The following is a 26,814-nucleotide window of genomic DNA, read 5'->3' on the forward strand; positions in this document are numbered from 1 at the left end:
TTAACCGGGCATTAACAAAAAAGCCCTGCACAATAAACATTGTGCAGGGCTTGTTGATCCGTCCTGAAAGCTTAGTTCAATACCGGTTCGGCTCCATTTCCAGATCGACATGGAATCGTTGGAAAATGTCTTTCTGAATACGCTGCGCCAGGTCGAGCAACTGCAGACCGGTCGCATGGCCGTAGTTGACCAACACCAGCGCCTGCAGTTTATGCACTCCCGCATCGGCTTCGCGGAAACCTTTCCACCCTGCCCGCTCGATCAACCATCCGGCGGCCAGCTTCATCTGCCCGTCGGGTTGCGCATAGGCCACCAGGTCCGGGTATTCGCCCTTGAGCCTTGCAGCCAGCGCCGCCGAGACCAAGGGGTTCTTGAAAAAGCTGCCGGCATTACCGAGCACGGCCGGGTCCGGCAGTTTTTCGTTGCGGATGCTGCAAATGGCCTGGCTGACATCACTGGCGGTCGGATGCTCGATGCCTTGTTCGGTCAGGCGCTGACGCACCGGGCCGTACTCCAGATGCAAATGCGCGGCGCGGTCGAGGGCGAAACGCACACGCAGGATCACCCAACGCCCCGGTTCCTGCTTGAACAGGCTGTCGCGGTAAGCGAAGTTGCATTGCGCCAGGCTGAAGTCGCGCAATTCGCCGGTCTGGCGATCGAGGGCGGTCAGGCCGGCGAACACGTCCTTGATTTCGACCCCATAGGCGCCGATGTTCTGCATCGGCGCCGCACCGACGGTACCGGGAATCAGGCTGAGGTTTTCCAGGCCGGACAGCCCCAAGGCCAGTGTGTGTTGCACAAATGGATGCCAGGGCTCACCCGCCTCGGCCTCGATCACCACTTTGCCGGCATCATCGCTCAGCACGCGAATCCCGCGAGTGGCCATGCGCAGCACCAGTGAATCGATATCCGCCGTCAGCAGCAGGTTGCTGCCACCGCCGATCACCAGCACCGGGACCTTGTGTTCCAGGCCATAGGCCAGGGCTTCACGCACATCGGCGTCGCTATGGGCCTGGGCAAACAGCCGGGCCTGGACATCCACGCCAAAGCTGTTGAAGGGCTTGAGCGAAACCTGCGATTGAACCTGCAAACTCATATCCGTCCTTTCAATTCGATGACCAGCAGATCGCTGGCGCGCTCGATCAGGTCCAGCACCTGCTCGAAGCCTTGTTCGCCGTCGTAGTACGGGTCCGGCACTTCATCGATGGGCGACTGGTAACGACGCAGGAACAGGTCGAGTTCGGCCTTGCCCTGGGCCGGCTGCAAGGCCTTGAGATGGCGCAGGTTGCTGTTGTCCATCGCCAGGATCAGGTCGTAGGTGGCGAAATCGGCACGGGTGACTTGCTGGGCGCGCTGGGCGGACAAGTCATAACCGCGCAGCTTCGCCGCGGCCTGACTGCGCTTGTCCGGCGCCTTGCCGACATGCCAGTCACCGGTGCCGGCGGAAGCGACTTCGACCCGCTCAGCCAACCCTGCTTCACGCAACTTGTGCCGCAGTACGCCTTCGGCCGTGGGAGAGCGGCAGATGTTGCCCAGGCAGACAAACAGAACCCGCATCACGCCTCCAGCAGGCGACGAACGCGCTCAAGGTCTTCAACCGTGTCGACGCCGGTTGGCGGCGCGATCAGTGCGTCCGCTACGTGGATCCGCACGCCGTGCCACAGGGCACGCAACTGTTCCAGGCTCTCGGTATTTTCCAGCCAGCAGGGGCCCCAGCTGACGAAGTCCTGCAGGAAACCGGCACGATAGGCATAGATGCCGATATGGCGGCGATACGGCACACCTTGCGGCAACTGCTCACGGCTCACGGCGAACGCATCCCGCGCCCAGGGCAAGGTGGAACGACTGAACGTCAGCGCCAGTCCGTTGAGGTCGCTGACCACCTTGACCACGTTGGGATTGAACAGGGTGTCCACGTCTTCGATCGGCTCGGCCAGGGTGGCCATGCGCGCTTCAGCGTGGGCCGCCAGGTTGGCGGCGACCTGATCGATCACGCTTGGCGGGATCAGCGGCTCGTCGCCCTGGACGTTGACCACGATGGCGTCAGGTGCCAGGCCCAGCTTCATCGCGACTTCGGCCAGTCGATCAGTGCCGGAGTTGTGATCTTCACGGGTCAACACCACTTCGGCACCAAAGCCATTGCAGGCCTCGACGATGCGCGCGTCGTCGGTGGCCACCACCACCCGCCCGGCGCTGCTTTTGCTCGCCTGTTCCCAGACATGCTGGATCATCGGCTTGCCGGCGATCAGCAGCAACGGTTTGCCCGGCAGGCGGGTGGAGGCATAACGCGATGGAATGACGACGGTAAAGGCTGTGGTCATTTATCCAGGCGCTCATCGGTGGTCAGGGTGCGCGCTTCCGATTCGAGCATCACCGGGATGCCGTCGCGAATCGGGTAGGCCAGGCCTGCGCCCTTGCTGATCAGCTCGGTTTTGTCGGCGCTGAGCTTGAGCGGGCCTTTGCAGACCGGGCAAGCGAGGATGTCGAGCAATTTGGTGTCCATGAGCATTCCCTGGAAAAAACGGAGTTAAGGCAACAAACGAGCCGGTAACAGGCGCATCAGCTGTGTGTCGAACCAGGCCACGAAGGCCGGCGATGGCACAGCATCGACCGCCAGGTACCACCAATCGGTGGCGGCAAAGGCACGGCATTTCACCGCGTCCTTTTCCGTCATCACCAGCGGCAACGACGGCGCAAAATTCAAAGCCTCCACGCTATATTCGGCGTGGTCGGCAAACGCATGTGGAATCGGCTTCCAGTGTAGCGTTTCGAGGGTCTTGAAGAAACGTTGCGGATTGCCGATGCCGGCGACCGCGTGCAGGGCCTGGCCGCTTTGGAAGTGGTCGAGGGGACGTCGTTCGCCGCTGCGCAGATTGACCAGCGCGGTGGGCTGCAATTGAAAGGCAAACCCGTCAGTGCGGTCAGCCGTGGCGCCGTTGTAGAGGACCGCATCGACGCTTTGCAGGCGCTCGACCGGCTCACGCAATGGCCCGGCAGGCAGGCAACGGCGGTTGCCCAGGCCACGGGCGGCGTCGATCAGCACCAGTTCCAGGTCACGGGCCAGGCGGTAGTGCTGCATGCCGTCGTCGGACAGGATCAGGTCCAGCGGCTCACTGGCCAGCAACGCCTGGACAGCGTTGCTGCGATTGGGGTCGATCATCAGCGGCACGCCCGTACGCTGGACGATCAGCAACGGCTCGTCACCGGCGACGTCAGCGCTCTGCTCGGCCTCGACCCGCCATGGCAACTGCGGCGGCTTGGCGCCGTAGCCACGGCTGACCACGCCGACCCGCAGGCCACTGCGCTGGCAGTGCTCGATCATCCATAGAATCAACGGCGTCTTGCCGGTGCCACCCACGGTGATGTTGCCAACCACGATCAACGGCACCGGCGGCTGGTAGATCTCGCCCTCACCCGCCAGAAAGCGCTTGCGCTTGTTCATGACCACGCGCCGGTACAGCCATTCCAGCGGCTGCAACAGCTTCAGGGCCGGATGACCTGCGTACCACGCCGCCAGCAATCGTTCGGACATGGCCATCAGGACGAGGGTGGCGCCGCTTCGACAGTGGTCATGCGCAAATGGCTGAAACCGAGCTTGCCGGCCGCGTCCATGGCGGTGATGACGGACTGATGCTGAGTCTTGCCGTCAGCACTGATCGACAGTGGCCGGTTGGTGTCGCCATTGGCTTCCTTTTGCAGCGCGTCCATCAGGGAGGCCAGGTCGCTTTTCGGCAGGATCTGGTTGTTCACCGAGAACACGCCGTCGGCGCTGATCGCGATTTCCAGAGGCTTGCTCTGGTCTTCCGTCGGGGAGCCGCTGACCGCTTCCGGCAGGTCGACGCGCAACTGGGTCTCACGGGTAAAGGTGGTGGTCACGACGAAAAACAGCAGCAGGACAAACACCACGTCGATCAGCGACACGAGGTTGATGTCCACGTTCTCCCGTTGCTTGCGACGGAATTTCACGCTTTGCCCTCAGCCAGATCAACGTCACGGTCGCCCTGCACCACTTCAACCAGCTTGATGGCTTCCTGCTCCATACCCACGACGAGCTCATCGATGCGCCGTTGCAGAAAACGGTGGAAGAACACCGACGGGATACCGACGATCAGGCCCGAGGCCGTGGTAATCAAGGCCTTGGAAATACCGCCGGCCAGCACGGCGGCGTTGGTCGTCATGCCCGTGCCCATGAACGAACTGAAAATATCGATCATGCCCAACACGGTACCCAGCAGCCCCAGCAATGGCGCCATGGCGGCGATGGTGCCCAGCGCGTTGATGTAGCGCTCCAGCTCGTGGATCACCCGGGCAGCGGCCTCTTCGATGCACTCTTTCATGATCTCGCGACCATGTCTGGAGTTGGCCAGGCCAGCCGCCAGGATCTCGCCCAACGGGGAGTTGGCGCGCAGTTCCTTGAGTTTTTCCTTATTGAGCTGTTTGTCCTTGATCCAGACCCAGACCTGTCCGAGCAAGTGCTCCGGGGTCACGCGGCTGGCGCGCAGCGTCCAGAGACGCTCGGCGACGATGGCCATGGCCACGATGGAACTCAGAATGATCGGCAGCATCATCCAGCCGCCGGATTTGACCAATTCCCACACAGTGACAGTCCCCTCGAAAAAGTGCGCCACTCTAACATAGGGGGTGCACGCACCGAAGACCGTGATGCCGCATCCGGTCGGGCCTTCATAACGCTCGTTTATTGCTGCAAGGGCGGCGGATCGCGCCAGAAACGCCGTTCCTGGCGCATTGACCACGGCGGCTCGAAGCGCCCCAGTTGCAGACGAATGGCACCGTGTTCGGCGCTGTCGTAGATCGCCATACCACGTTTTTGATAACGCGCGATCACCGTGGGATGCGGGTGGCCAAACGAATTGCCCTGCCCTCGAGAGATAAGAGCACCTTTAGGTTGCAGGACATCCAGCAGGGCCACGGACGACGAACTGCGACTGCCGTGGTGTGGCGCCTGCAGCCAATCGTTGGGCAGGGCCAACGGGCTGTCCAGCAAGGCCCTCTCGGCGGCAGCATCGATGTCGCCACTCAACAGCAACCGCTCGCCATTGGCCTCGATCAGCAGGACACAGGAGTTCTGATTGCTGTCACCGGCCAATGGCCAGTGCCAAAGCTGGAAATCGACTTCATCCCAGGTCCATTGCCGACCGCTCTCACAACGTTCGGCCTGCAACTCCACAGGCAAGTCTGACGGTTCACCACTGACCACCTGTTTCACCGGCAAACCCTTGGCAACCGCCCGGGCACCGCCGGCATGATCGGCATGGGCGTGGCTGATCAGCATCAGGTCGAGGCCCTTCACCCCCAGTTTGCGCAACGCCGGCAGCACTACCCGCTCTCCCTGGTCGAGTTCACCGAAACGCGGTCCGGCGTCATACAGCAACGTGTGATGCCGGGTGCGCACCAGGATCGCCAGGCCCTGACCGACATCCAGTTGCCAGACTTCGGCCCTGCCTTCCTGCAACATCGGCCTCGGTGAAAAAACCAGAATCAACAGCATGGGCCACCCTAACGCACGCATCGGTACGCCTCGCGGCAGCAATAGCAAAAAGGCGCCGATGGCACCGATTGCCCAGGCCCATGGCGGGACGACCATGGGCACCCACGCGGTAACCTGACCGGAGACGAGCCCCAATCCCCTGAACCACCCGTCGATCAAGCCGCCTGCCAGCCACAGCAATGTCTCCCCCACGTAAGGCACCGGCAGTAACAGGGTCCCGAGCAACGCCGGTGGCAGTACCACCAGACTGATCCAGGGCACGGCGAACAAATTGGCCAGCGGCCCGCTGAGACTGATGGGCAACCCCAGTGCCAGTAACAACGGACACAGCCCGATCGCAATCAGCCACTGGGCGCGGGTCCAGGTTTGCCACCATCGCCAGGGCCCCAACCGGCCGCCGAAGGTGAATATCAAGATGGCCACGGCCGCGAACGACAGCCAGAAACCAGGCTGGAGACTCGCCAGCGGCTCCAGCAGCAAAATGCCGTTGAATGCCAACAACAAGGGCCACCAGGCACCGAGATGGCGGAACCGCAGACGCCACAACAACACCAGGCCGAGCATCAGGCAGGCTCGTCGCACCGGCACTTCGAAACCGGCCAGCATCCCGTAACCGAGCGCAGCGGCGAATGCCAGGCCACACGCCCAGGGCAACCATGGCAGGCGACCCGGCCATAACCCAAAGCGCGCCAGGCCGGCGATCAGTAGATACACAGCGCCCGCCAGCAATCCGATGTGCTGCCCGGAAATCACCAACAGATGCACCGTGCCGGTGTCCTGCAACACCTGCCAGTCTTCGCGACTCAGCCCGGCGCCGTCCCCGAGCACCAGCGCCGTCAACGCGCCGCCTCGCCCCTGGGCATCCACCGCCAGCAAACGCTGACGAATGCCATCGCGCCAGGCCCATCGGGCTGGCGCAAGGCGTTCGCCCGCCTTGACCGTCCCGGTCGCCCCGATGCGTTGTGCCAGCAACCAGGCCTGGTAGTCGAAGGCCTGCGGATTGAGCAGCCCGACCGGGCGCTTCAGCTTGACTGCCAGGCGCCAACGTTCGCCGCTGTTCACCGGCGGCCCGCCATACCAGGCCAGACGCATTTGCCGCGGCAGCCGGGTCCGTCGAGACTGGATGTCGGTCAATTCGAAACGCACGACACCGTCGTCATGCCGGGGCAAACCCGTGACCCGCCCTTCGAGCCAACGGGTTTCTCCGTCCAGCGCCGGGGGCAAGCGGTCATCCAGCGCCCACTGCGCATTCGCGCAAGCCCAACTCAAACCGAACAAATAAAACGCCAGCGGATACGCCCTGAACGGCAACAACATCAAACCCGCCACCGGCATCGCCAGCAACAACCAGACCGGCGGCAATGCCGGTAAAAAACGCAAGGTCAGCAGACCCAACGCCAGCGCCATCATCCCTGTGCGCATAAGCCCGTCCTTGAGAGTCCCCTCCAAGGCTTAGCCCGTCCGTCGCACAGGCGCCGTTATCAATTGTCACAAAGTCTGAATAGGCGGTTCATAGAATCCAGACATACTTGCCCCCCTGACCGACCGAGAAGCCTTATGCCCCGGCGCTTATTCAAACGTTACATGCCAGACCCCATGAGCATCAGGGAACACAAGTCCTTACGCTTTCTCGGCACGCTGTTGCATGACCCGAACCTGTGGCACCTCAACCGCCACTCCGTGGCCCGTGCCATGGCGGTGGGCCTGTTCGCCGCGTTCCTGCCGATCCCGTTGCAGATGCTGCTGGCGGCAGTCCTCGCCATTATCGTGCGCGGCAACATGCCGATTGCCGTGAGCCTGGTCTGGCTGACCAACCCGATCACCATGCCCGCCGTATTCTTTTGCACCTACCAGGCTGGCGCCTGGCTGATGGACGTTCCTGCCCGGCAGTTGCCGGACTCACTGACCTGGGAATGGATCAGGGGTGAAATCTCGACCTTGTGGCAACCGTTTCTGTTGGGCTCGGTAGTGACGGGGCTGGTACTCGGTGCATTGGCCTATTTTCTGGTGATGATGTATTGGCGCTGGTGGGTGACCAGACAATGGAAGCGGCGCAAGAAGAACCGGATGTGAGAATGCAGAACGGCCTCCACTTGGGAGGCCGTTTTTTTGTGTCAGAACAAAGCGACGCGATTTCCCTCAGGTACGCATCCCGCGCCCGCTGACCAGCAACCGTGCACAACCGAAATACAGCACCACGGTCGCGACCAGCATGAAGGCGATGGCCACGCTGATCCGGATATCCGATACGCCGAGGATGCCGTAACGGAATGCGTTGACCATGTGCAGTACCGGGTTGGCCAGCGACACGGTCTGCCAGAACGGCGGCAGCAAGGTGATCGAGTAGAAGACCCCGCCCAGGTAGGTCAGTGGCGTCAGCACGAACGTCGGAATGATCGAAATGTCATCGAAGTTGCGTGCAAACACGGCGTTGATGAAGCCCAGCAGCGAGAAGATCGTCGCGGTCAGCACCACCACCAGAATGGTCACGCCCAGGTGATGCACCTGCAAATGGGTGAAGAACAGCGACAGCAGGGTCACGATGATCCCCACCATCAAGCCACGCAGCACGCCGCCCAGGGTGTAGCCGATCAGGATGGTGTGCGGCGACAACGGCGAGACCATCAATTCTTCAATGGACCGCTGGAACTTGCTGCCGAAGAAACTCGACACCACGTTGCCGTAGGAGTTGGTGATCACCGACATCATGATCAGCCCCGGCACGATGTACTCCATGTACGTGAAGCCACCCATGTCGCCGATCTGCCGACCGATCAGATTACCGAAGATCACGAAGTACAGGACCATGGTGATGGCCGGCGGCAGCAAGGTCTGCGGCCAGATCCGGGTGAAACGCCGGACTTCACGGTAAACGATGGTGTTGAGGGCAACGAGGTTGGGGCGCAGCTCGGAACTCATACCGCCACCTTCGACAGATTTTTCTCCACCAGGGACACGAACAACTCCTCAAGGCGATTGGTTTTGTTACGCAGGCTCAGCACTTCAATGTTCTGCTGTGCCAATTGAGTGAACAGCGCGGTGATGCCCATGGACTTGTCCACCTGGACTTCCAGGGTGTGGCTGTCGATCAGCCGCGACGGGTAGCCGAGCAACTGAGGCGCGGCTGGCAGGACACCCTTGAGGTCCAGCAGAAAGGTTTCGACATGCAGTTGGCTGAGCAACTGACGCATGCTGGTGTTCTCGACGATGGTGCCGTGGTCGATGATGCCGATGTTGCGGCACAACTGCTCAGCCTCTTCCAGGTAGTGGGTGGTGAGGATGATGGTGATGCCTTTCTGGTTCAGCTCGGTGAGGAAGCTCCACATCGAGCGACGCAGCTCGATGTCCACCCCGGCCGTCGGTTCGTCGAGGATCAGCAGGCGCGGTTCATGGACCAGCGCGCGGGCGATCATCAGGCGACGCTTCATGCCACCGGACAGTGAACGCGAAGGCACATCCTTCTTGTCCCACAGGCCGAGCTGGGTCAGGTACTGCTCGGCGCGTTCCTTGGCGATTTTCGCGGGAATGCCGTAGTACCCGGCCTGGGTCACGACGATGTCGAAGGTCTTTTCGAACTGGTTGAAGTTGAATTCCTGAGGCACCACGCCGATGGAGCGCTTGAGCTGTGCAGGATTCTTGTCCAGGTCGTGACCAAAGATATTCACCGTGCCGCTGGTCTTGTTCACCAGGGTCGAGAGAATGCCGATGGTCGTGGATTTGCCGGCGCCATTAGGGCCGAGCAAGGCGAAAAAGTCACCTTCGGCGACATCCAGATCGATACCATTCAGGGCCTGGAAACCGTTGCCGTAGGTTTTGGTTAGCTGCCGGATGGACAGAGCGGAACTCATATCGGATTTACGCACCAAGAAGGGAAGAAAGGGTCAGGTAAGGGCAGGCGGCGTGCATTGCAACCACGTCGCATCTGCACAATGGTGCTTGTCGCCGCCACACAAGTACAGTCAAGTGTGTCGATAGTGAGTATTAAGTCAACGCGGTCATGACGGCCTTGCGATACGCCGGACGCTGTTTCAATCGTGCATACCAGGCCTCCAGATGCGGCTGCGGCGCACGCTCGATCGGCATCTCGAACCAGGCATAAATGAAACTGCCCAGGGGAATATCGCCCATGCCGATCGCGTCTCCGGACAGGTAGGGGGTGTTCGCCAACGCCTGATCGGCCATCGCCAGCAGCGTGTCGCACTCCTTGATCGCGGCCTTGATGGCGGGCCAGTCCTGCTGGTCTGCCGGGGTCCGCAGCACCCCCCAGAACACGGTACGGAACGGGCCGGCAAAGCTTGACGTGGTCCAGTCCATCCATTTGTCAGCGCTGGCACGGGCTTGCAGATCCGCCGGATACCAGGCCGTGCCGTCGGCGTGACGGGCCATCAGGTAACGTACGATGGCGTTGGATTCCCACAACACAAAACCATCGTCCTCCATCACCGGAACCCGACCGTTTGGGTTCATCGCGCGGTACTCGGGCGTATCGACGACACCAAAGGCGCCACCGGCATCGATGGCCTCGTAGGCCAGCCCCAGTTCTTCGGCGGCCCACAATGGTTTTCTGACATTCGATGAGTTTTTCCGACCCCAGATCTTCAGCATGACCGCCTCTTTTTCGGTAAGTGGGCAGGCAGCATACGCCGGATCAGGCGTGACTCAAATCGCTCTGCATATCGCCCAGCAGCGGTTGCTGTTGCTCACCGAACAGGTGCGGATAGCATTTTTCCAGGTGCTCGAAAAAGAACGCCTCAGGTACGTCGGCGAACTGGCCGTGATCGACCAGGTACTCCATCAGCTTCGCGCCATCGCGGTTGAAGGGATGAAAAACACTGTCGTTGACCCCGTCGAATTCCAGCGGCGCCACATTGAACAGATCGCAAAGTTTCCGGTTGAACGCTGGTGTCGCCTTGACCCAGCGATCCTGCAAATAAAACTCGGTGTAGCCATGCATGGCGAACATGTCGCTCTTGAGCAATTCAAGCAGCCGTGGCGTCGACAAATGATTGCGCACATCCGCCAGGCCGATGCGTGCGGGAATCCCGCAATGCCGCGCCGCACCGGCCAGCAACGTGGCCTTGGGCACGCAGTAACTCTCCCCGGTCGCCAATGCATGACTGCCGCGCAGGGTCTGCGGATCGCGACTGAATGTATACGGGTTGTAGCGCACCGCTTCGCGCACGGCGTAATAGAGACTGATTGCCTGCTCAAGCGGATCGCGACTGGCGCCACGGTGTTTTTCGGCGAACTCCACCACGGTCGGATGGTCACTATCGATGAAGCGGCCGGGGCTCAGATACTCGTGCATGAGAAAAATCTCCTGGGGAAGCCCCGAGTCTAGCGAGAGCTTCAGCACAGAGATAACGACGTTTCGGCCAAACATGGGCGCTTTGCCGCTCGCTCAATGAACACTTTTCCCACCTGTGCGGCGGCCCGACTGCCGCACGAAAATCATCCGGGGCTTGCCACGAATCCAGTCACATCGCTCTGATCCGCCTGTTTTTCGGATGCCGTCTAAGCTCTGAAGGCTGGTTCGCCCTGGTTTCACGGAGGAATGAATATGCTGCTGTTGTGGATACTGGTTCTGCTGGTCGGAATGGCTTATTTGGCCCACCGCCGCATCGCTCCGCTGCCCACCCTGGTCATCGTGGCCGTCTATGTCCTGGCAATGGGCGCTTTCAGTCGCGCGCCAGGCTGGTTGCTGCTGGTCTTCTGGGTCTTGATCGCCGCCGTCGCCGCGCCCTTGCTGCTGCCCGACCTGCGCCGCAAATTGTTCAGCGCACCGATGTTCAACTGGTTCCAGAAAACCCTGCCGCCCATGTCGCAAACCGAACGCGATGCCATCGACGCCGGCACGGTCTGGTGGGACGGCGAACTGTTCAGCGGCCGTCCGGACTGGAGCAAACTGCTGTCCTACCCCAAAGCGCAATTGAGCGAAGAGGAACAGGCTTTCATCGACGGGCCGACCGAAACGCTCTGCGCCATGGTCAATGACTGGCAGCTCGGTCAAACCATGGACCTGCCGCCCGAAGCCTGGACATTCATCAAGGACAACGGCTTTTTCGCCCTGATCATCCCCAAGGAGTTTGGCGGCAAGGGCTTTTCCGCCTATGCCCACTCGCAAGTGGCGATGAAACTGGCGAGCCACAGCGGCGATCTCGCCTCCACCGTGATGGTCCCCAACTCCCTCGGCCCGGCCGAACTGTTGCTGCATTACGGCACCGACGAACAACGCAATCATTACCTGCCACGCCTGGCACGCGGCGACGACATCCCGTGCTTTGCCCTGACCGGTCCGCTGGCCGGCTCCGACGCCGGCGGCATGCCGGACTCCGGAGTGATCTGCAAAGGGCAATGGGAGGGTCAGGAAGTCCTCGGCCTGCGCCTGAACTGGGAAAAGCGCTACATCACCCTCGGCCCGGTGGCCACCCTCCTCGGCCTGGCCTTCAAGGCCTACGACCCGGATCACCTGCTGGGCGAACAGGAAGACCTGGGTATCAGCCTGGCATTGATACCGACTGACACCGCCGGTGTCGAGATCGGCCGCCGGCATCTGCCGTTGGGCGCCGCCTTCATGAATGGCCCGAACTCAGGCAAGGACGTGTTCGTCCCGTTGGAGTTCCTCATCGGCGGCCAGGAAATGCTCGGCAAAGGCTGGATGATGCTGATGAATTGCCTGTCGGTCGGGCGTTCGATTTCCCTGCCGGCGGTGGGCACCGGCATGGCCAAGTTCACCAGCCTGGTGACGGGCCAGTACGCTCAGGTTCGCGAGCAGTTCAATGTACCGATTGCCGCTTTCGAAGGCATTCAGGAAGCCATGGCCCGCATCGGCGGCAACGCCTGGATGATGGACGCCGCGCGGATGCTCACCGCCAACGCGGTGGACCTCGGCGAGAAACCGTCGGTGCTGTCGGCGATTCTCAAGTACCACCTGACCGAACGCGGCCGCGAGTGCATCAGCCACGCCATGGATGTGCACGGCGGCAAGGCGATCATCATGGGGCCGAACAATTATCTGGGACGCATGTGGCAGGGTGCGCCGATCTGCATCACCGTGGAAGGCGCGAACATTCTCTCGCGTAACCTGATGATCTTCGGCCAGGGCGCGATTCGCTGCCATCCCTTCGTACTCAAGGAAATGGCCCTTGCCGGCCGTGAAGACAAGGATCAGGCGCTCAAGGAATTCGATGGTCTGCTGCTCAAACACATCGGCTTTGCCGTGAGCAACGCCGCCAGTACGCTGGTGTTGAACCTTGGTTTCGGGCACCTGGAACACACCCCGGGCGACAAGCTCAGCCAGGGTTACTTCCGTGCACTCAATCGTCAGGCCGCGGCTTTCGCCATGCTCGCCGACCTCAGCATGATGCTGCTCGGTGGTGAGCTGAAACGCCGGGAGCGTTTGTCCGCGCGGTTGGGTGACGTGCTGAGCAACCTTTACCTGGCCAGCGCCGCACTCAAGCGCTACCACGATCTCGACTCACCGCAGTACATGACACCGCTGCTGGCCTGGGCCATGGAGGAAAGCCTGGGGCAGGCCGAGCGCGCCATGGATGAACTGCTGAGCAACTTCCCGAACAAAGTCACGGGCTGCCTGCTGCGAGTGATCGTGTTCCCGATCGGTCGCCGACACAAAGGACCATCGGACAAACTCGCTGCCGAAGTCGCTGCGTTGATTGGCCGCGCCAAGGGTGACCCGGCCCTGGAGGAATTGCTCCAGGGTTGCTATCGCCCACAAGCGAGCGACGATCCGGTGGGTGCATTGCAACATGCTTGCAATCTGTTGAGCGCCGCACAGCCGCTGTACAGAAAGCTGCATGTGGCACTCAAGAGTGGCCAGGTCAAACCGGTGGCCGGCGAGTCGGTGATCGATGCCGCGCTCGAGGCTGGCGTGTTGCAGCCAGTGGAGGCCCAAACCCTGCGTGAAGCCGAGGCCGCCCGGCGCAAGGTGATCGATGTCGATGACTTTGACCAAGAGGCTTTGGCGCTGGCCGGGGGAAAAGTCCGCTGATCCCTTCAAACATGTAAAAACGGGCGCAGGGGCTTTATACTCCCGCGCCCGTTTTGCTCTTGAGGACTTATCTCGTGTCCAACATCGTTGCCGATCATCTCGTTTTACTCGACCACCTGCGCAGCATCCTGGTCGCCGTAGGTGAGGCCGAGCAGGTTCCCGAAGAAAGCCATGCCTTGTTCCTTGAGCGCTTCGACGAACTGCTGGCGTCACTGCCGATCGATCCGATCGAAAGCCAATACCTGGGCCAGGACATCCTGACTCAAGTCATTTCCCGTTATCCGCAAATCGCCCACCTGATTCCACGGGATCTGCTGTGGTATTTCGCCGGTGACTGCCTGCACTACTTGTCCGATGAAGAAATCGACCTGTATCAGGCCCTGGAAGAGCGCCGCTTCGAAGCCGAACAGAACGACGAACCGTTCGACTGGAATCAGGAAAAGCAGCTGCTGGCGTTGTCGAACCAGGACAGCAAGCACTGATCCCCGAATGATTCATGCAAAAGGCCCGCATGGTTGAACATGCGGGCCTTTTTTTGCGTTCAGAACAAGCCCTCACTCTCCGGCAGTTCATACTCCGATGGCGACCAGCCCGGACCATTCGACCTGCCCGGCCTGCCCAACGTCGGCTCCTTCTCCAGACACTCCACCAGGTAATCGATCAACACACGAAGCTTGGGAGGCAGGTACCGGGTTGGCGAGTGCAGCAACCAGGCGCCGCCGTGATAGGACGCCAGAAATGTCCAGTCCGGCAGCACTTGCACCATCAACCCCTTTTCCAGGGCATACCGCGCCGTGAAATACGGCAGGCTGCCAATCCCGATGTGCTGCAACACCGCGCCATAACGCACGCCGGTGTGATTGGCGGCATAGCGCCCACGCACACCGACGGTGACCGATTTGTTGCCCTTCTTGAATTTCCAGCGCGCATCGCTCGGGGTTTCGCCCAGGTAAATGCAACTGTGGTTGAGCAAGTCATGGGGGTGAGTCGGCGTACCGTGCTCGGCCAGATACTGCGGTGTGGCACAGAGCAAATGATCGATCGTCAGCAACTGCCGCCCCACCAGCCCAGCAGGCGGCCGGTCGGTGATGCGAATCGCCAGGTCGACGTGATCGTCGATCAAGTCGACCTGACGGTCCTCAAGCAACAACTCCACATCCACCTTGGGATAACGGCGCAAGAACTCTGGCATATGCGGGTGAATGACGATTCGGCCTACTGCTTTCGGCACGCTGATACGCACCAGCCCCTCGGGTTCATCGGTGAATTGACCACTGAACTCCATCACTGACCGGGCGGCATTGACCATATCCTGGCAGCGCTTGAACACCTCCTCGCCACCGTCACTCAGGCGCAACTTGCGCGTGGTTCGTTGCAGCAATCGGGTCGCGAGCGCCTTCTCCAGACGTGAAATGCTACGGCTGACCGCCGAGGGCGAAGTACCCAACTGACGAGCCGCCTCGGAGAAACTGCCCGTCTCGACAACCTTGACGAAAATCGCCATTTCACCCAGCAGCGGCAGCGGAAGATTTATGCTCACAGCGCAACAGTCCTTTGATGTTTGCCCGGATTATCACGCATTTACCGGCTTTCTATAATAAAAACAGATAATCAATACGAGCCTGGAATATGACGCTGCGCCTTTTTTTCCATAGTGATGAGCTCAAGGCCAACGTGGAAGTCCTGGAATGCATCCCCCACGAAAACGAGTTTGCCGTGGTCTTGCGAGCGACCCTGTTCCACCCTCAAGGCGGCGGACAGCCTTGCGACACTGGCTGGATCGGCGAAAGCCAGGTGCTGCGAGTGGTCCAGGATCCCGAGCGGATCATGCATTTTGTCGACCGACCGGTAAAAACCGGCATGACGCAGATCCGCGTCGACGAACAACGCCGGTTGTTCAACACGCGCATGCATTCGGCCGGGCATCTGATCGGGCACTTTGTACAAGCCATGGGCTGGATGCCGATCAAGGCGCATCACTGGCCTGGTGAAGGCCGTGTGCAATTCACACCGGGCAACTCGGCGCAGGACGTCGAGGCCCAGGCAATCGAGCATGGCATCGGGCAGTGGATCGACCACGACCTGCCGCGCCTGACCTCACTGCGCGAAGGCGTCCGGGAAATCGGCTTCGGTGAACTGCCCGCCTACGGTTGCGGTGGCACCCATGTGCGTAGCCTGAAGGATTTGGGCGCGGTCTCGATCAACACCCTTTCGCAAAAGAAAGGCACGCTGTCGGTCCACTACCACGTCGATTGAGCACAGGGCGTTCGGGGACGCCTGATCATTTCGATACAAGAATTTCCCAAAACGCAAAGGGCCCGCCCAGTCAGACTGGCGGGCTTTTTTGCCTTCAGCGCAACCCGCCTGCATCAGACAACCGCACTGCGCTGCGCCCTTGCCCGTCCGCCCGCCTTTCTCCAGCCTTTTCACCAACGGTTTTCTTTTAAATCATGGCACTTTGGTTCGATTGAACTACCTTCAAACAATAAGAAGTCATGACGACCCGAATTTCCACGTCAGCTTCAGTGATCAGATAGCGGATTGGCAAAAGGAGTTACCTCACCATGATCCTGGCAGGCGCTTTCCGGCTCTGTACCTTCATGGCCGATTACTTTCCGGGGGAAGCAGGTCAGCAGACAGTACCGCCCATGGGCGCGAGTATCGCTCCGACAGGCCATTCAGGTAACCGGATCACCAAAAACCGTTTCAGCCAGGGTCGCTCGCTGTCCAGCCAGACCAGCGAGCTGCGCCCGCTCGTGTGTAACACGCAAGGAATAACGCCAAGGCCGTGGATAAGTGGTCTGGCACATTGGGGGGGATAGCCCGATCCCCGTGAAGTGATCCGAGACAACTCAGTCCGCCTAAAGACGGTCTATCCAGTGAGGATGTACTTAATGAGCCTTCGTACCGTGCCCGCTTTCAAGCGAATTTTCCATGGCCTGTTCTGGGCGGGCCTCAGCGTGAATGCGGCTCAGGCCGCGCCGGCCAACTGTCCGCAACTTGAGAATTGGCCGACAACCTACGAGGTCGGCCAGGGACTGCAGAGTGAACTGCGCAGCCCCGTTCCGGTAACGCAACTGGCGGTGGGTGACCCGAAAGTTGCCGACGTGCAGCCCAGCGGCAGTAACGCTTTCATACTCACGGGCATTGCGCCGGGGACCACCAGCCTGATGGTCTGGACCGCCTGTTCGAAAACGCCGCGCCAAAGCATGGTGTTCGTCAAGGGTAAAGCCACGTCGGCGCTGACCAGCGTGCCGTCGGTGCCTTCCGACGACCCGCTGCTGCCGAGCCAGGTACAGACCGATATCCGCTTCGTTGAAGTCAGCCGGACCAAACTCAAGGAAGCCTCGGCCTCGATTTTCGGCATCCGCGGCAACTTCCTGTTCGGCTCGCCGAGGACCTTGCCCACCATCGGCGGCATTGTCACGCCGTCGATACCGGTGAACAACAACAACTTCAACCTCACTTTTGCCACCGGCAATACCCTGGTGGCACTCAACGCGCTCGAAGGCAGTGGTTTCGCCTACACCCTGGCGCGGCCAAGCCTGGTAGCGCTCAGCGGGCAGAGCGCGAGCTTCCTGGCCGGCGGTGAGATACCGATTCCGGTGCCCAGTTCGGGCAGCGATAGCGTGTCTATCGAGTACAAGGAATTCGGGATCCGCCTGACCCTGACACCGACCATCGTCGGGAAAAGCCGTATCGCGCTGAAGGTGGCGCCGGAAGTCAGTGAACTGGACTTCACCAACGCCGTGAGCATCGCCGGCACGGTAGTCCCGGCCCTGACCGTGCGCCGTACCGATACCAGTATTTCCCTGGCCGATGGCGAAAGCTTCGTCATCAGCGGCCTGATCAGCTCCCGCAACAACTCCCAGGTGAACAAGTTTCCGGGGCTGGGCGATATCCCGGTGCTGGGCGCGTTTTTCCGCGACAACACCATCAATCGTGAAGAGCGCGAACTGCTGATGATCGTCACCCCGCATCTGGTCCAGCCACTGGCGGCCAACGCACAACTGCCATCATTGCCTGGTGAACAGCTGCGCAATTACGACCCGAACTTCTACCGCATGTTCTTCCTGGAAAATGGCGACTTCGACAGTCGCAGCGGGCTCTCGCAATGAACCGAAGCCTGAACCGGATGTACCTCGCCCTCACTCGTAACGGTGACGCTGAACGCTTGCCGGGTCAGCTGTATTGCCATTGGCCGGGTGTTCAACGTGTTGTCGCCAGAGGACCTTCAATGAAAGCAGTCTTTGCAATAGCGGCGACATTGATGCTCGCAGGTTGTGCCAGCAATGGCATTGCTTCGCGACCGGCCAGCTGTGCCAAGCCCGGTTCGGAGCAGGAACTGGCCCTGAACCTGGCCGACAACATGGCCGACGAAGGCCGTTTGTATGCCAGCCTGGCGAATCTGGAAGGATTGCCCGATAACCTGGTCCAGGTTCGCCTGCGCAAGGCTCGGGTGCTGCGCCTGATGGGGCATGGCGGCGACGCGCAACCGTTGTACGAAAGCCTGCTCGGCACCTGCCTGGCGGCTGAAGGGGAACATGGCCTGGGCCAGTTGGCCGCCGCCAGGAATGATAACGCCAGCGCTGCCGCTCACCTTGAGCGTGCGGTGAAGATGGCCCCCACTGACGACAGGATGCGCAATGACCTGGGGGTCGTCTACCTCAATCAGCGACGGATCCCTGAAGCACGCTTTGAGTTCATGACCGCCTTGGAGCTCAAGCAGGGCAACACACTGGCGGCACTCAATATGGTGACGCTGCTGATCTACCAGGATAACTGGAAGTCGGCTGCCGAACTGGTGACCCGCGCCGACTTGAGCCCCAAGCAAGTCGTAGAGGCTCAAACCCGCGCAGAAAAACTCAAGGCCTCCGCCGAAAAAGTGGTGGCTTCCGAGAGGAATCGCAAGGCTGAGGTAGCCGATGCCTCTTCCAGTGCGAACAAGTAGAACGTACGAGGAGTCGAGATGAATACCAAAAGGCTGTTGATCCTGTGCATGGCCTGCCTGTCCACCACTGCCTGGGCCATCGAGCCGGGCCCCTCTTCGCCGTATCAACAAGGCACCGAACAGTGGTTGCAGTTGCAGATTCGCGGCGTGGTTGCCTCCCCTATACTGCAAACCGCTTCGGCCACCGAACGTGACCTGGCCATGCAGCGCTGGCTGAATAGCTTCAACTACCCGATTCCGGAATTTTATGACCAGGATGCAGCGGGGAAAATGACCATCGGCAACTGAGGCATGGCGATGGGTGATCAGCCTCTGGCGTAGTTCAGAGTGGCCTGGCTAAAGAGCCAGGCTCTATCATGTGTGCAGGAAAATACAGTCCGGATATTAAAAGGTGGAGCAGTCGCTTGGAGTGAATGCACTCCGTTCGCCTGCTCCACCCCCGTTCTTATGCAGTACAGCCACCTTGTTCGACAGCAAACCAATCCTGCTCACTTACCGAATGCCTTGAATACCCCGATCATGGCGGGGCCAATGGCTATCAGGAAGAAGCTCGGCCACAGACAGAAAATCAGCGGGAATATCATCTTGGTGCCAATTTTCGCCCCCATCTCTTCGGCGGCCTGCGTACGCCGATCACGGAACTCATCGGCATAGATGCGCAAGGTGTCGGCCACGCTGGTACCAAAGCGGATACTCTGCGCCAACAGGTTGACCAGCCCCTGTACGTCTTCTAGGCCAGTGCGCACGGCCAGTTGCTTGAGCGCCGCGGTACTGGTAATGCCCGCGCGGATTTGTGCATTGACCATGGCCAACTCTTCAGCCAGTTCGACCTGACTGACCGACATCTCCTCTGCCACCCGTTCGATGGTCGTGGGCAAGGCCAGGCCTGACTCCACGCACACCACCATCAGATCCAGCGCATCCGGAAACGCAGCACGCAGCCGACCTTGTCGCAACTGCTTGCGCTTGCCGACATACAGCGATGGCAGCAACCACCCGATACCGGCCACCAAGACCACCAACAGCAGCCCCATGATCAGGGAAACCTTGGGAATCATTGGCAACAGCAGCAACGCAATACCAATCAATATCAGTGGCAACATCAAGCGTACCGCCCAGTACATCTGCACCGCCGACGAGGAGCGGTATCCCGCATGCATCAACAGGGTCTGGGTGTCGGACGTCTGAGCCGATTCGGTCGAGGCAAAGCGCTGGCCGACCCGCTCCAGCAACAGTTGCAGGTTACCTGGAGCTTCCTGCCCGGCCGTGTTGCCTAAATGACCACGCTTGATCAGCGCCAGACGCCGCTGCACCGGGTCCTGAAGCCCCTGCATCAGCAAGATCACGGCGACGACCGCTAGCACCGTACTCAAACCGATCGCGCCAAGGAACAACAGGCGCGCCACCTCCTCGTTCCCCGTGACCCGACTGAACAACCCGAGCAAAAAATCCATGACCTGTACCTCCCGGTAGCGAATACCGCTTAAACCTGAATCCGGATGATTTTGCGAATCCAGAAAATCCCGGCCAACATGGAACAAAAAGCCCCGAGTATCATCTTGTGGCCCATCGGATCATTGAGCAGCAACGGCATGTATTTAGGGGTGGTGAACACGATCGCCCCCGCCAGCACGAAGGGAATGGCCACCAGTATCCAGGCCGACATCCTCCCTTCGGCCGACAGGGTCTTGACCTTGCGCTGGAAGCGAAAGCGCCCGCGGATCAGGCGACTCAGACGCTCCAGCACTTCGGTCAAGTTGCCGCCGGTCTCGCGATGGATGAGGATCGAGGTCACCAGCATCATCACCGTCATGCTCGGCATCCTCTCCAGCAGGCCGAGCATGGCCCGACGTACATCATTGCCATAGTTGATATCCGAGAAGGTCAGGCCAAACTCATGAGCCACCGGCCCCTTGTGCTCCTCGGCCACCAGGCGCAGGGTTTCGTTGAATGGATGCCCGGCGCGCAAAGCGCGGCACATGGCATCCAGCGCATCCGGCAGGCCTTCCTCGAACGCAGCGAAACGCTTGCCACGGTCACGAGAGATTTTCAGTATGGGTAACCAGAAGACCGCGAAACCCGCGATCAGCGCCATCCACCAGACTGACGAGACCATCCAGATCAAGATACCTGCCGAGCTCCCCAGCACCAGCCCGAGCAGCAATACCCGATAGGCCGGGTATTCGTGTCCGGACTGCTCAATCATCTGCGTCAGTGCCTCCATAAAGGGCAGCTGCTCGAGCCTGGCCTCCAGGGGCGACAAGCGCGTCAGGTATTTCTGCCGCAACACCGTCTGCATGTTGGGCAAATTATTGGCTTTCTCCAGCACATGCAAACGGCCGCGGATGCGCTTGCGCATCTTGCCGGCCTCGCCGAATACCGGCACCGCCACGCCCTGGGACAGGAGGAAGACAGCAATAAACACCATGCCGAGGAACATCAGAATGAATTCACCAGGAATTTGGTTCATGGCTGCCGTGCCTCCATCCACTCAGGCCTGAACATCGCAAGCGGCAACTCGATACCGCGCTTGGCCATCACATCGCGAAAGGCGGGGATCATGCCGCTGGGCCGGAATTCACCGAGTACTTCGCCGTTTTCGCCCACGCCTTGGCGCACGAAGGAGAAGATTTCGGTCATGGTGATGATCTCGCCCTCCATGCCGTTGATCTCCTGCACGCTGACCAGGCGGCGCTTGCCATCCTCCTGGCGTTCCAGCTGGATGACCACTCCGATGGCCGAAGCGATCTGTTGACGCATGGCCTTGATCGGAAAGGTCGCCCCGGTCATCGACACCATGTTCTCGATTCGCCCCAATGCATCGCGTGCGGTGTTGGCGTGGATCGTGGTCAGCGAACCGTCGTGACCGGTGTTCATCGCTGTCAACATGTCCAGTGCCTCGGCGCCGCGCACTTCGCCGATCACGATACGGTCCGGGCGCATCCGCAAGCTGTTGCGCACCAACTCCCGCTGGCTCACCTCGCCACGCCCCTCGATATTCGCAGGCCGGGTTTCCAGGCGTACCACGTGGGGCTGTTGCAACTGCAGTTCGGCTGAGTCTTCGATGGTAACGATCCGCTCGTTGTGCGGGATGAAACTGGACAGCACATTGAGCATGGTGGTCTTGCCGCTGCCGGTACCGCCGGAAATCAACACGTTCAAGCGCCCACGGACAATCGCCTTGAGCAGCAGGGCAATGGCCGGGGTCAACGCCCCCACCTGGATCAGGCTGTCGGTATTGAGCAGGTCCACCGCAAAGCGCCGGATCGACACGCTCGGGCCGTCGATCGCCAGCGGCGGAATAATCGCGTTGACCCGCGAACCGTCCTTGAGCCGGGCGTCCACCAATGGCGAGGACTCGTCGATGCGCCGCCCCAGACTGGAGACGATGCGGTCAATGATGTTCAGCAAATGCTGATCATCGCGAAAGCGCACATCGGTGCGTTGCAGTTTGCCGAAGCGCTCGACATACACAGAGTCATGCCGGTTGACCAATATGTCGGAAACACTGTGATCGGCCAGCAGCGGTTCCAGAGGCCCAAGACCCAGCACCTCGTCGGTGATCTGCTTGATGATCAACTGGCGGCTGGAAGTACTCACCGGCGCCGAATGCTCATCGAGCAGGCGCTGGCAAATATCGCGAATCTGCCGCGTGGCCTCAGCCTGTTCAAGGGAGTCCAGCAAGGATAGGTCCATGACCTTGAGCAACTGCTGGTAGATCCTTTCCCGCCACTCGGCTTCCACCGGGGTGACCTGACTTTTGGTTTCGTAAAGAACGTCCGGCGTTGCGCGTTCCCACGCCATTATTTCCTCTGCCGGATCCGGCAGGTCGTCACCCGGTTGGTTAGCCGACGACTGGGCGGATTTACCGGACTGTTTGCGCAAGCGGTTACGAAAGTCGCTGATCATGGGTCACCCCCCGAAAAAACGGTTGAAGGCGCGTTTGAACACGCCTTTTTTTCCAGCCATCTGGTTGCCGAGCAGGTCCTCGGCCACGCTGCGCAGGGCAACGGTGATCGCCGCCTTCGGCGCATGCAGACCCAACGGCACGCCAGTGTTCTGACTCTGGCTGACCAGGTTGAAGTCGTTGGGTAATTTCGACAGGTTCGTGCAGCGCAGCGCCTCGCCGATATCCTTGAGGCTGACCGCTGCCGTCTTGTCATAGCGGTTGACCACTATCTGCAATTGATCCCCGCGCACGCCCAGGTCTTCGCGAAGAATCCGCACCAGGGAGCTGGCATCGCGCAGATGGCTGACGCTCTGCTGCACCACCACGTACACCCGATCCACCTGTTCCAGCACGGAGCCTGTGAGGTGGTCGATTTGCCGCGGCAGATCGATCACTACCCAGTCGTAGCTGGCGCGGGCCAACTGCATCAGGGTGTCAAGTTGCTCGGGTTGAGCATCCTGCGGCAGACACAGCTCACCGGCCCGGCCACCCAGCACGTGCAAGGTCGGGCTGAAGTGGCTGCAAAAACCGCGTAGCGCGACGCTGTCCATGCCGTCGATCTGATGCAACACCTCCAGATGACTGTGGGTTTGCGCCACATCCAGGTAATGCGTCACGCTGCCAAATTGCAGGTCCATGTCCAGCAACAAGGTACTGCCGCCGTTCATGCTGAGCTGCTGAGCCAGGTTGCAGGCCAGCATGGTGCCGCCGGATCCGCCCTTGGCGCTGATCACGGCGAGCAATTTCCCTTCTGTCCCGCTGCCGCTGCGAACCTCCATGACCAGGCGATTCAAGGCGGCGACCAGTTCTGTCTCGGCGACGGGCTCCGGCAGCACGTCACGGGCGCCGGCCTGCATCGCCAGGCGCATGCCCTCCTGCTCGCTCAACAGCCCGCACACCAACATCGGCGGACGCTCATGGGCCGGGCGTTGCAGCAGTGCCGACAGCTCCTCGCGCCACAGGTGGCTGACGCGCAACAGCAACAGATCGGGCATCCGGTCCAGACCGTAGAGCGGGTCGACGTGCCCATTGCTCACCAGGCGAGTGCTCACCTCCAGGCTGGGCATGCGTTGGCAGACGCTCTGCAGGTCGCGCAACGACGCGGCATCACGGCTGCTGATCAGCAACCTGAGCCCGGCTTTGCCGGTCGCACTGGAAAGTGGTGTGTCCTTGGTATTCAGCATGGTGTGATCTCCCCCGAATCGGAATGACGCCCAAGACTTTCGCGTGGCAACGTTGCCCTGAATGGAGGCAGGGTAATGGGCACGCCGAACCCGGGAATGAACAGATTGAAAACGAAGTTTTGCAGACTCAACTGGACATAACGGATGGCACGAAAACCAGTGACATTGACCAGGTCGCCGGGGTTTGCCACCACTGCACCGTTGACGTCCAGATAGGTCAGGGTCAGGTTGGTGGTGGCCAGATTGTTGATCAGTTGGCTCGTACCTGCGTCGGTCGCGGCATTGAAGATCGCCCGCCGCAATACCACCGGATCGCTGATATTGCACACCGCCGCCAGGCGCGTACCACGGCGCACGGCTTCATCCAGCGCATTGACAGTGAAGTACAGGCGACCGACTTCCACTACGCCGAACAACAGCGTGAACACCAGCAGACCAATGAAGGCGAATTCCACCGTATAGGTGCCGCTCATGTGTTTTCTATTCATCACAGGGCCCTCATCACGGTAGTGGCAACCAGCGGAATGCTCAGTGCAATCTGACTGCCAAAAAAACCGGGAAGCGCTCCGGCGCAATTGCCACCGCCAATCACCGGGCAGAACGTAAAAGTGATAGTGACCCGCACATGGTCGGTGCCCACCGCGGCAACGTCCACGTTGCCAGTCGTCAGGCCTGACACCACAGCGGTCCCGGTATTGGCGGGCACGCCATACACCGCAACGTTTTTCGTCTGGGTCAGTAGCGTATTGCTCAGAGCGATCGCACCAAGTGTCGAGTTCCAGGCATTGCTGGCGACGAAACGGTCGGCATCGCGGCTGGCCTGCAGCAGCACGTTGTACTGATAGAGCATGCGACCGAACTCACCGAAGGCCAGCAACAACAACAGCAGCACCGGCAGGACCAGGGTGAACTCCAAAATGGCCAGGCCTTGCTGGCGCTGCCGACTCTTGAATCCGTGAAGTCTCATGACGCCTCCTACGAGTCAGTGCTCGGAGTGCCGCTGCCGTTGAGATAGGTTTTGTACAGCTGAATGATCTGCGGGCCGGAGTCGGTCGACGGCGAGGGGCCAGCCACGTTGTCGCCTTCGCACTCCTTCACGAACTGGCCGAAGATCTGCGCGTCCCCGCCACCGCCATCCATTGGCTGCACCACGAAATAGCAGCCAAAACCGAGGACGGGGATCGAGGTTGAACCATTGTTTTTCCCGGAGCAGTCGCCCACCACGATTTTCATCATCCGGCGCTCGAACACCCCATTGCTCTCACAGCCGCTGCCCCCTGCGACACACGCGGCAACGCTCGCACGCCAGTCGTTGTAGTCAAGTATCTCGTTGGTGCCCGCCGTTAGATTACCGTTGCTCGATGTGATGTTTTGCCCCTTGTACTTCATTTGTGGCGGGTTGACTGAGTCGTCGTAAGTGATGGCGGGGTTGCTGGACGTGGTCACCAGGTCCGGCGGATAGTCCGAGGCACTGACCGGGCCGTTGTAGATACCGAAGCGCGTATTCAGGCCTTGAGAGGCAGGACCGACCTTGTTGCCAGGGTCGGTCGGGACACTGTCCCCCACATTGCGGCAGACCTTGCCACCGCCGGCCATCTCCTCCCTGACCGCACTGCCGCCCGAGCCAAAATCGAGCAACTGAAAGTTGCCTGGACCAATGGGCGACTTATTGCCGGCACCCGTCTTCAATACCTGCAAATCACCAAATTGAAAGCCCCAGAACATGCCTGCGGCCGGGTTGTTTTTAGTCGGATCGCCACAGACCATCAACGGCGCGAGATCGCAGGGGCTGGTAGGGCTGGGGCCGGCGGTAGCAATAGCTGCCACCGCTTTGGTTCCCAGGCCGCCAGCGCCGAATGCCTGGGCGAAGCTCCAGAAAAATCCCGTCAGACGATAGCTCGGTACCGATACCCGAACGTACTTCGCATCCGTCGGCCCGGGATAGGAAAACGGGCCATAGACACTGCTTGCAAGTTCCACCACTGCAAATGCGCCTGCATTGCCGGCGACGGCCGTGGCCAATTCGCCGTTGCCTGCGGCATTGGCATTCTGTACCAGCGTAAAGAGCGCGGCGGCACGCGTCGTGCTGGCACTGTTGGCGCCCCCCTCCACCTGACTCAAGGTTTTGGCGCCACTCAGGGCGGCGGCGTCCACCGCATTCTGCAGGCGCGTTTTGTTCAGCATCATATGCCCGCCGTCCAAAGCCAACGCCGCCATCATGCCCATCGCCGCCAACGCGATCACCATCAATACGCTCACCGATCCTTCCTGGCGCGTTGGCGTCGAAGTGAACGGCCGCTGAATACGAAGATTCATCATCAAGCCCTCGAATACCGATATTGATCCGGATCGGCTCGGCCAATACCGTGGTGCCCATGTACCTGTTGCACCCTGTCAGCGAATTCTGACTTCTTTGGTTTCTATCCCGCGGATAATGGTGATAGCCCCGCCACCCTCACCCATGCTGCGCGGTACCAGGCGTTTCGGCTCCGTGACGGCGGCCACGGCCATGGCCGGCGCAACAGGTGCAACAGGCGCAACGGCTGCGGTTTTCTTCTCGAGGTTCAGCGGGTTACGCAGCGCCAGTTGCAACTTGCCTTCCGTCTGCGCCGTGACCAGGGCTTCCGCTTCAGCGGTCGACATTTCCAGCGTCACTGCGCGCACCACGACCGGTTGGGTCTTGTCGGTGCCCGCAGTCTGATCCACCGCCAACACCCGCAGGTTCTCGAGGATGGTCCTGGACGTGGCGCTGTTACTGCCGGCATTGGTGGTTTTGGTCGCCAGGACATCGACCCGGTTACCCGGCAACAGGAATCCGCCGACACCGACCACATCGTCCACCCGTACCGATATGGCGCGTTTGTCAGGTGCAATCAAAGAGGCCAGGGTGCTGCCACCCAGGTGTTCGCTCAGACGTGCACCACGCACGATGTCGCCGCGCAGAATGTCGAACGTTGCGATCTTGCCCACGGCTTTTTCGCTGGTATCGAAGGCATCGTCCGGGATCGTATCCATGGGCATGCGTACGGTTGTGACCTGCTGGGCCTCGACCATCTGCCCGAATGGAATCTCTACCGTGGCGACCACCACGTTTCGAAGGTGGTCATCCGGGCTGGCATTGAGCCGCGCGCTCAGCCAGGAGTCGGCCATCCATGCAGCCCCAAGGCCCATGGCCAGAGAAACGCCTATCAGGGTCAGCGTACGAGAGCTCAT

At 60.6% G+C, this 26,814-nt stretch carries 28 protein-coding genes; 7 read left to right on the top strand and 21 right to left on the bottom strand.

Annotated features, from left to right (window positions below; translation table 11 throughout):
* Positions 1-76 precede the first annotated feature (76 nt).
* The 8 genes from murB to ACEN8E_RS22315 form a co-directional block, all read right to left on the bottom strand.
* Entirely contained in the window at positions 77-1,096 is a 1,020-nt protein-coding gene (gene murB, locus ACEN8E_RS22280; RefSeq protein ID WP_495589886.1) for a UDP-N-acetylmuramate dehydrogenase, read from the bottom strand.
* Positions 1,093-1,557 (bottom strand): low molecular weight protein-tyrosine-phosphatase, encoded by a 465-nt coding sequence (locus ACEN8E_RS22285; RefSeq protein WP_495589887.1) that lies wholly within the window; start codon positions 1,555-1,557, stop codon positions 1,093-1,095. Before ACEN8E_RS22285 ends, murB begins: the two co-directional genes overlap by 4 nt.
* Complete coding sequence (kdsB, locus tag ACEN8E_RS22290; protein ID WP_495589888.1) at positions 1,557-2,321, bottom strand: 3-deoxy-manno-octulosonate cytidylyltransferase; 765 nt, start codon at positions 2,319-2,321, stop codon at positions 1,557-1,559. Before kdsB ends, ACEN8E_RS22285 begins: the two co-directional genes overlap by 1 nt.
* Positions 2,318-2,503 carry a Trm112 family protein gene (locus ACEN8E_RS22295; RefSeq protein WP_003179363.1) on the bottom strand — a complete coding sequence of 62 codons (186 nt, stop codon included), beginning with the start codon at positions 2,501-2,503 and terminating at the stop codon, positions 2,318-2,320. The genes kdsB and ACEN8E_RS22295 overlap by 4 nt, the downstream gene beginning before the upstream one ends.
* 24 nt (positions 2,504-2,527) lie before the next feature.
* The gene (gene lpxK / locus ACEN8E_RS22300; protein ID WP_495589889.1) at positions 2,528-3,538 is read right to left on the bottom strand and encodes a tetraacyldisaccharide 4'-kinase; all 1,011 of its coding nucleotides are present in this window, start codon (positions 3,536-3,538) and stop codon (positions 2,528-2,530) included.
* Positions 3,538-3,966 carry an ExbD/TolR family protein gene (locus ACEN8E_RS22305; RefSeq protein ID WP_495589890.1) on the bottom strand — a complete coding sequence of 143 codons (429 nt, stop codon included), beginning with the start codon at positions 3,964-3,966 and terminating at the stop codon, positions 3,538-3,540. Before ACEN8E_RS22305 ends, lpxK begins: the two co-directional genes overlap by 1 nt.
* Complete coding sequence (locus ACEN8E_RS22310) at positions 3,963-4,598, bottom strand: MotA/TolQ/ExbB proton channel family protein (RefSeq protein ID WP_495589891.1); 636 nt, start codon at positions 4,596-4,598, stop codon at positions 3,963-3,965. The genes ACEN8E_RS22305 and ACEN8E_RS22310 overlap by 4 nt, the downstream gene beginning before the upstream one ends.
* A gap of 98 nt (positions 4,599-4,696) precedes the next feature.
* Positions 4,697-6,931: a DNA internalization-related competence protein ComEC/Rec2 gene (locus ACEN8E_RS22315; protein WP_495589892.1), complete on the bottom strand. Its 2,235-nt coding sequence runs from the start codon at positions 6,929-6,931 to the stop codon at positions 4,697-4,699.
* Positions 6,932-7,066: 135 nt separating this feature from the next.
* Between ACEN8E_RS22315 and ACEN8E_RS22320 the strand changes: the two genes are divergently transcribed.
* A complete protein-coding gene (locus ACEN8E_RS22320) occupies positions 7,067-7,582 on the top strand; it encodes a DUF2062 domain-containing protein (RefSeq protein WP_495589893.1) in 516 nt (171 codons plus the stop codon).
* Between the two features lie 66 nt (positions 7,583-7,648).
* Here ACEN8E_RS22320 and ACEN8E_RS22325 read toward each other — a convergent pair whose 3' ends face one another.
* From ACEN8E_RS22325 to ACEN8E_RS22340, 4 genes are all read right to left on the bottom strand, one after another.
* On the bottom strand, positions 7,649-8,428 hold the full coding sequence (locus tag ACEN8E_RS22325; RefSeq protein WP_007991638.1) for an ABC transporter permease: 780 nt from the start codon (positions 8,426-8,428) through the stop codon (positions 7,649-7,651).
* On the bottom strand, positions 8,425-9,357 hold the full coding sequence (locus ACEN8E_RS22330; RefSeq protein WP_007991636.1) for an ABC transporter ATP-binding protein: 933 nt from the start codon (positions 9,355-9,357) through the stop codon (positions 8,425-8,427). Before ACEN8E_RS22330 ends, ACEN8E_RS22325 begins: the two co-directional genes overlap by 4 nt.
* Before the next feature lie 133 nt (positions 9,358-9,490).
* The gene (locus ACEN8E_RS22335; RefSeq protein ID WP_495589894.1) at positions 9,491-10,114 is read right to left on the bottom strand and encodes a glutathione S-transferase family protein; all 624 of its coding nucleotides are present in this window, start codon (positions 10,112-10,114) and stop codon (positions 9,491-9,493) included.
* A 43-nt stretch (positions 10,115-10,157) separates the two neighbouring features.
* A complete protein-coding gene (locus tag ACEN8E_RS22340; protein ID WP_495589895.1) occupies positions 10,158-10,817 on the bottom strand; it encodes a transglutaminase-like domain-containing protein in 660 nt (219 codons plus the stop codon).
* Between the two features lie 252 nt (positions 10,818-11,069).
* Between ACEN8E_RS22340 and ACEN8E_RS22345 the strand changes: the two genes are divergently transcribed.
* Complete coding sequence (locus ACEN8E_RS22345; RefSeq protein ID WP_495589896.1) at positions 11,070-13,517, top strand: acyl-CoA dehydrogenase; 2,448 nt, start codon at positions 11,070-11,072, stop codon at positions 13,515-13,517.
* A 74-nt stretch (positions 13,518-13,591) separates the two neighbouring features.
* A complete protein-coding gene (locus ACEN8E_RS22350; protein WP_007991629.1) occupies positions 13,592-13,999 on the top strand; it encodes a PA2817 family protein in 408 nt (135 codons plus the stop codon).
* A gap of 59 nt (positions 14,000-14,058) precedes the next feature.
* Here the strand turns inward: ACEN8E_RS22350 and ACEN8E_RS22355 are convergent, their stop codons facing one another.
* Positions 14,059-15,057, bottom strand: coding sequence for a LysR family transcriptional regulator (locus ACEN8E_RS22355; protein ID WP_495589897.1), 999 nt, complete (start codon positions 15,055-15,057; stop codon positions 14,059-14,061).
* An 89-nt stretch (positions 15,058-15,146) separates the two neighbouring features.
* On the opposite strand from ACEN8E_RS22355, the gene ACEN8E_RS22360 reads away from it, so the two are divergent.
* From ACEN8E_RS22360 to ACEN8E_RS22375, 4 genes are all read left to right on the top strand, one after another.
* Positions 15,147-15,773: an alanyl-tRNA editing protein gene (locus ACEN8E_RS22360; RefSeq protein ID WP_495589898.1), complete on the top strand. Its 627-nt coding sequence runs from the start codon at positions 15,147-15,149 to the stop codon at positions 15,771-15,773.
* Positions 15,774-16,411: 638 nt separating this feature from the next.
* A complete protein-coding gene (locus ACEN8E_RS22365; RefSeq protein ID WP_495589899.1) occupies positions 16,412-17,635 on the top strand; it encodes a type II and III secretion system protein family protein in 1,224 nt (407 codons plus the stop codon).
* A 119-nt stretch (positions 17,636-17,754) separates the two neighbouring features.
* Complete coding sequence (locus tag ACEN8E_RS22370; protein ID WP_495589900.1) at positions 17,755-18,468, top strand: tetratricopeptide repeat protein; 714 nt, start codon at positions 17,755-17,757, stop codon at positions 18,466-18,468.
* A gap of 18 nt (positions 18,469-18,486) precedes the next feature.
* Positions 18,487-18,756: a DUF3613 domain-containing protein gene (locus tag ACEN8E_RS22375; protein ID WP_495589901.1), complete on the top strand. Its 270-nt coding sequence runs from the start codon at positions 18,487-18,489 to the stop codon at positions 18,754-18,756.
* Positions 18,757-18,956: 200 nt separating this feature from the next.
* Here the strand turns inward: ACEN8E_RS22375 and ACEN8E_RS22380 are convergent, their stop codons facing one another.
* From ACEN8E_RS22380 to cpaB, 8 genes are all read right to left on the bottom strand, one after another.
* The gene (locus ACEN8E_RS22380) at positions 18,957-19,922 is read right to left on the bottom strand and encodes a type II secretion system F family protein (RefSeq protein WP_495589902.1); all 966 of its coding nucleotides are present in this window, start codon (positions 19,920-19,922) and stop codon (positions 18,957-18,959) included.
* A gap of 29 nt (positions 19,923-19,951) precedes the next feature.
* Positions 19,952-20,938, bottom strand: a complete 987-nt coding sequence (locus ACEN8E_RS22385; RefSeq protein ID WP_495589903.1) for a type II secretion system F family protein — start codon at positions 20,936-20,938, stop codon at positions 19,952-19,954.
* Positions 20,935-22,377, bottom strand: a complete 1,443-nt coding sequence (locus ACEN8E_RS22390) for a TadA family conjugal transfer-associated ATPase (protein ID WP_495589904.1) — start codon at positions 22,375-22,377, stop codon at positions 20,935-20,937. Before ACEN8E_RS22390 ends, ACEN8E_RS22385 begins: the two co-directional genes overlap by 4 nt.
* Positions 22,378-22,380: 3 nt before the next feature.
* A complete protein-coding gene (locus tag ACEN8E_RS22395; RefSeq protein ID WP_495589905.1) occupies positions 22,381-23,601 on the bottom strand; it encodes an AAA family ATPase in 1,221 nt (406 codons plus the stop codon).
* Positions 23,595-24,089: a TadE/TadG family type IV pilus assembly protein gene (locus tag ACEN8E_RS22400; protein WP_495589906.1), complete on the bottom strand. Its 495-nt coding sequence runs from the start codon at positions 24,087-24,089 to the stop codon at positions 23,595-23,597. Before ACEN8E_RS22400 ends, ACEN8E_RS22395 begins: the two co-directional genes overlap by 7 nt.
* The gene (locus ACEN8E_RS22405; RefSeq protein ID WP_495589907.1) at positions 24,089-24,568 is read right to left on the bottom strand and encodes a TadE/TadG family type IV pilus assembly protein; all 480 of its coding nucleotides are present in this window, start codon (positions 24,566-24,568) and stop codon (positions 24,089-24,091) included. The genes ACEN8E_RS22400 and ACEN8E_RS22405 overlap by 1 nt, the downstream gene beginning before the upstream one ends.
* An 8-nt stretch (positions 24,569-24,576) precedes the next feature.
* Positions 24,577-25,920 carry a TadE/TadG family type IV pilus assembly protein gene (locus ACEN8E_RS22410; RefSeq protein WP_495589908.1) on the bottom strand — a complete coding sequence of 448 codons (1,344 nt, stop codon included), beginning with the start codon at positions 25,918-25,920 and terminating at the stop codon, positions 24,577-24,579.
* 75 nt (positions 25,921-25,995) lie between these two features.
* The gene (cpaB, locus tag ACEN8E_RS22415; RefSeq protein ID WP_495589909.1) at positions 25,996-26,814 is read right to left on the bottom strand and encodes a Flp pilus assembly protein CpaB; all 819 of its coding nucleotides are present in this window, start codon (positions 26,812-26,814) and stop codon (positions 25,996-25,998) included.

The sequence above is a fragment of the Pseudomonas sp. Pseusp9 genome, from assembly GCF_059491265.1.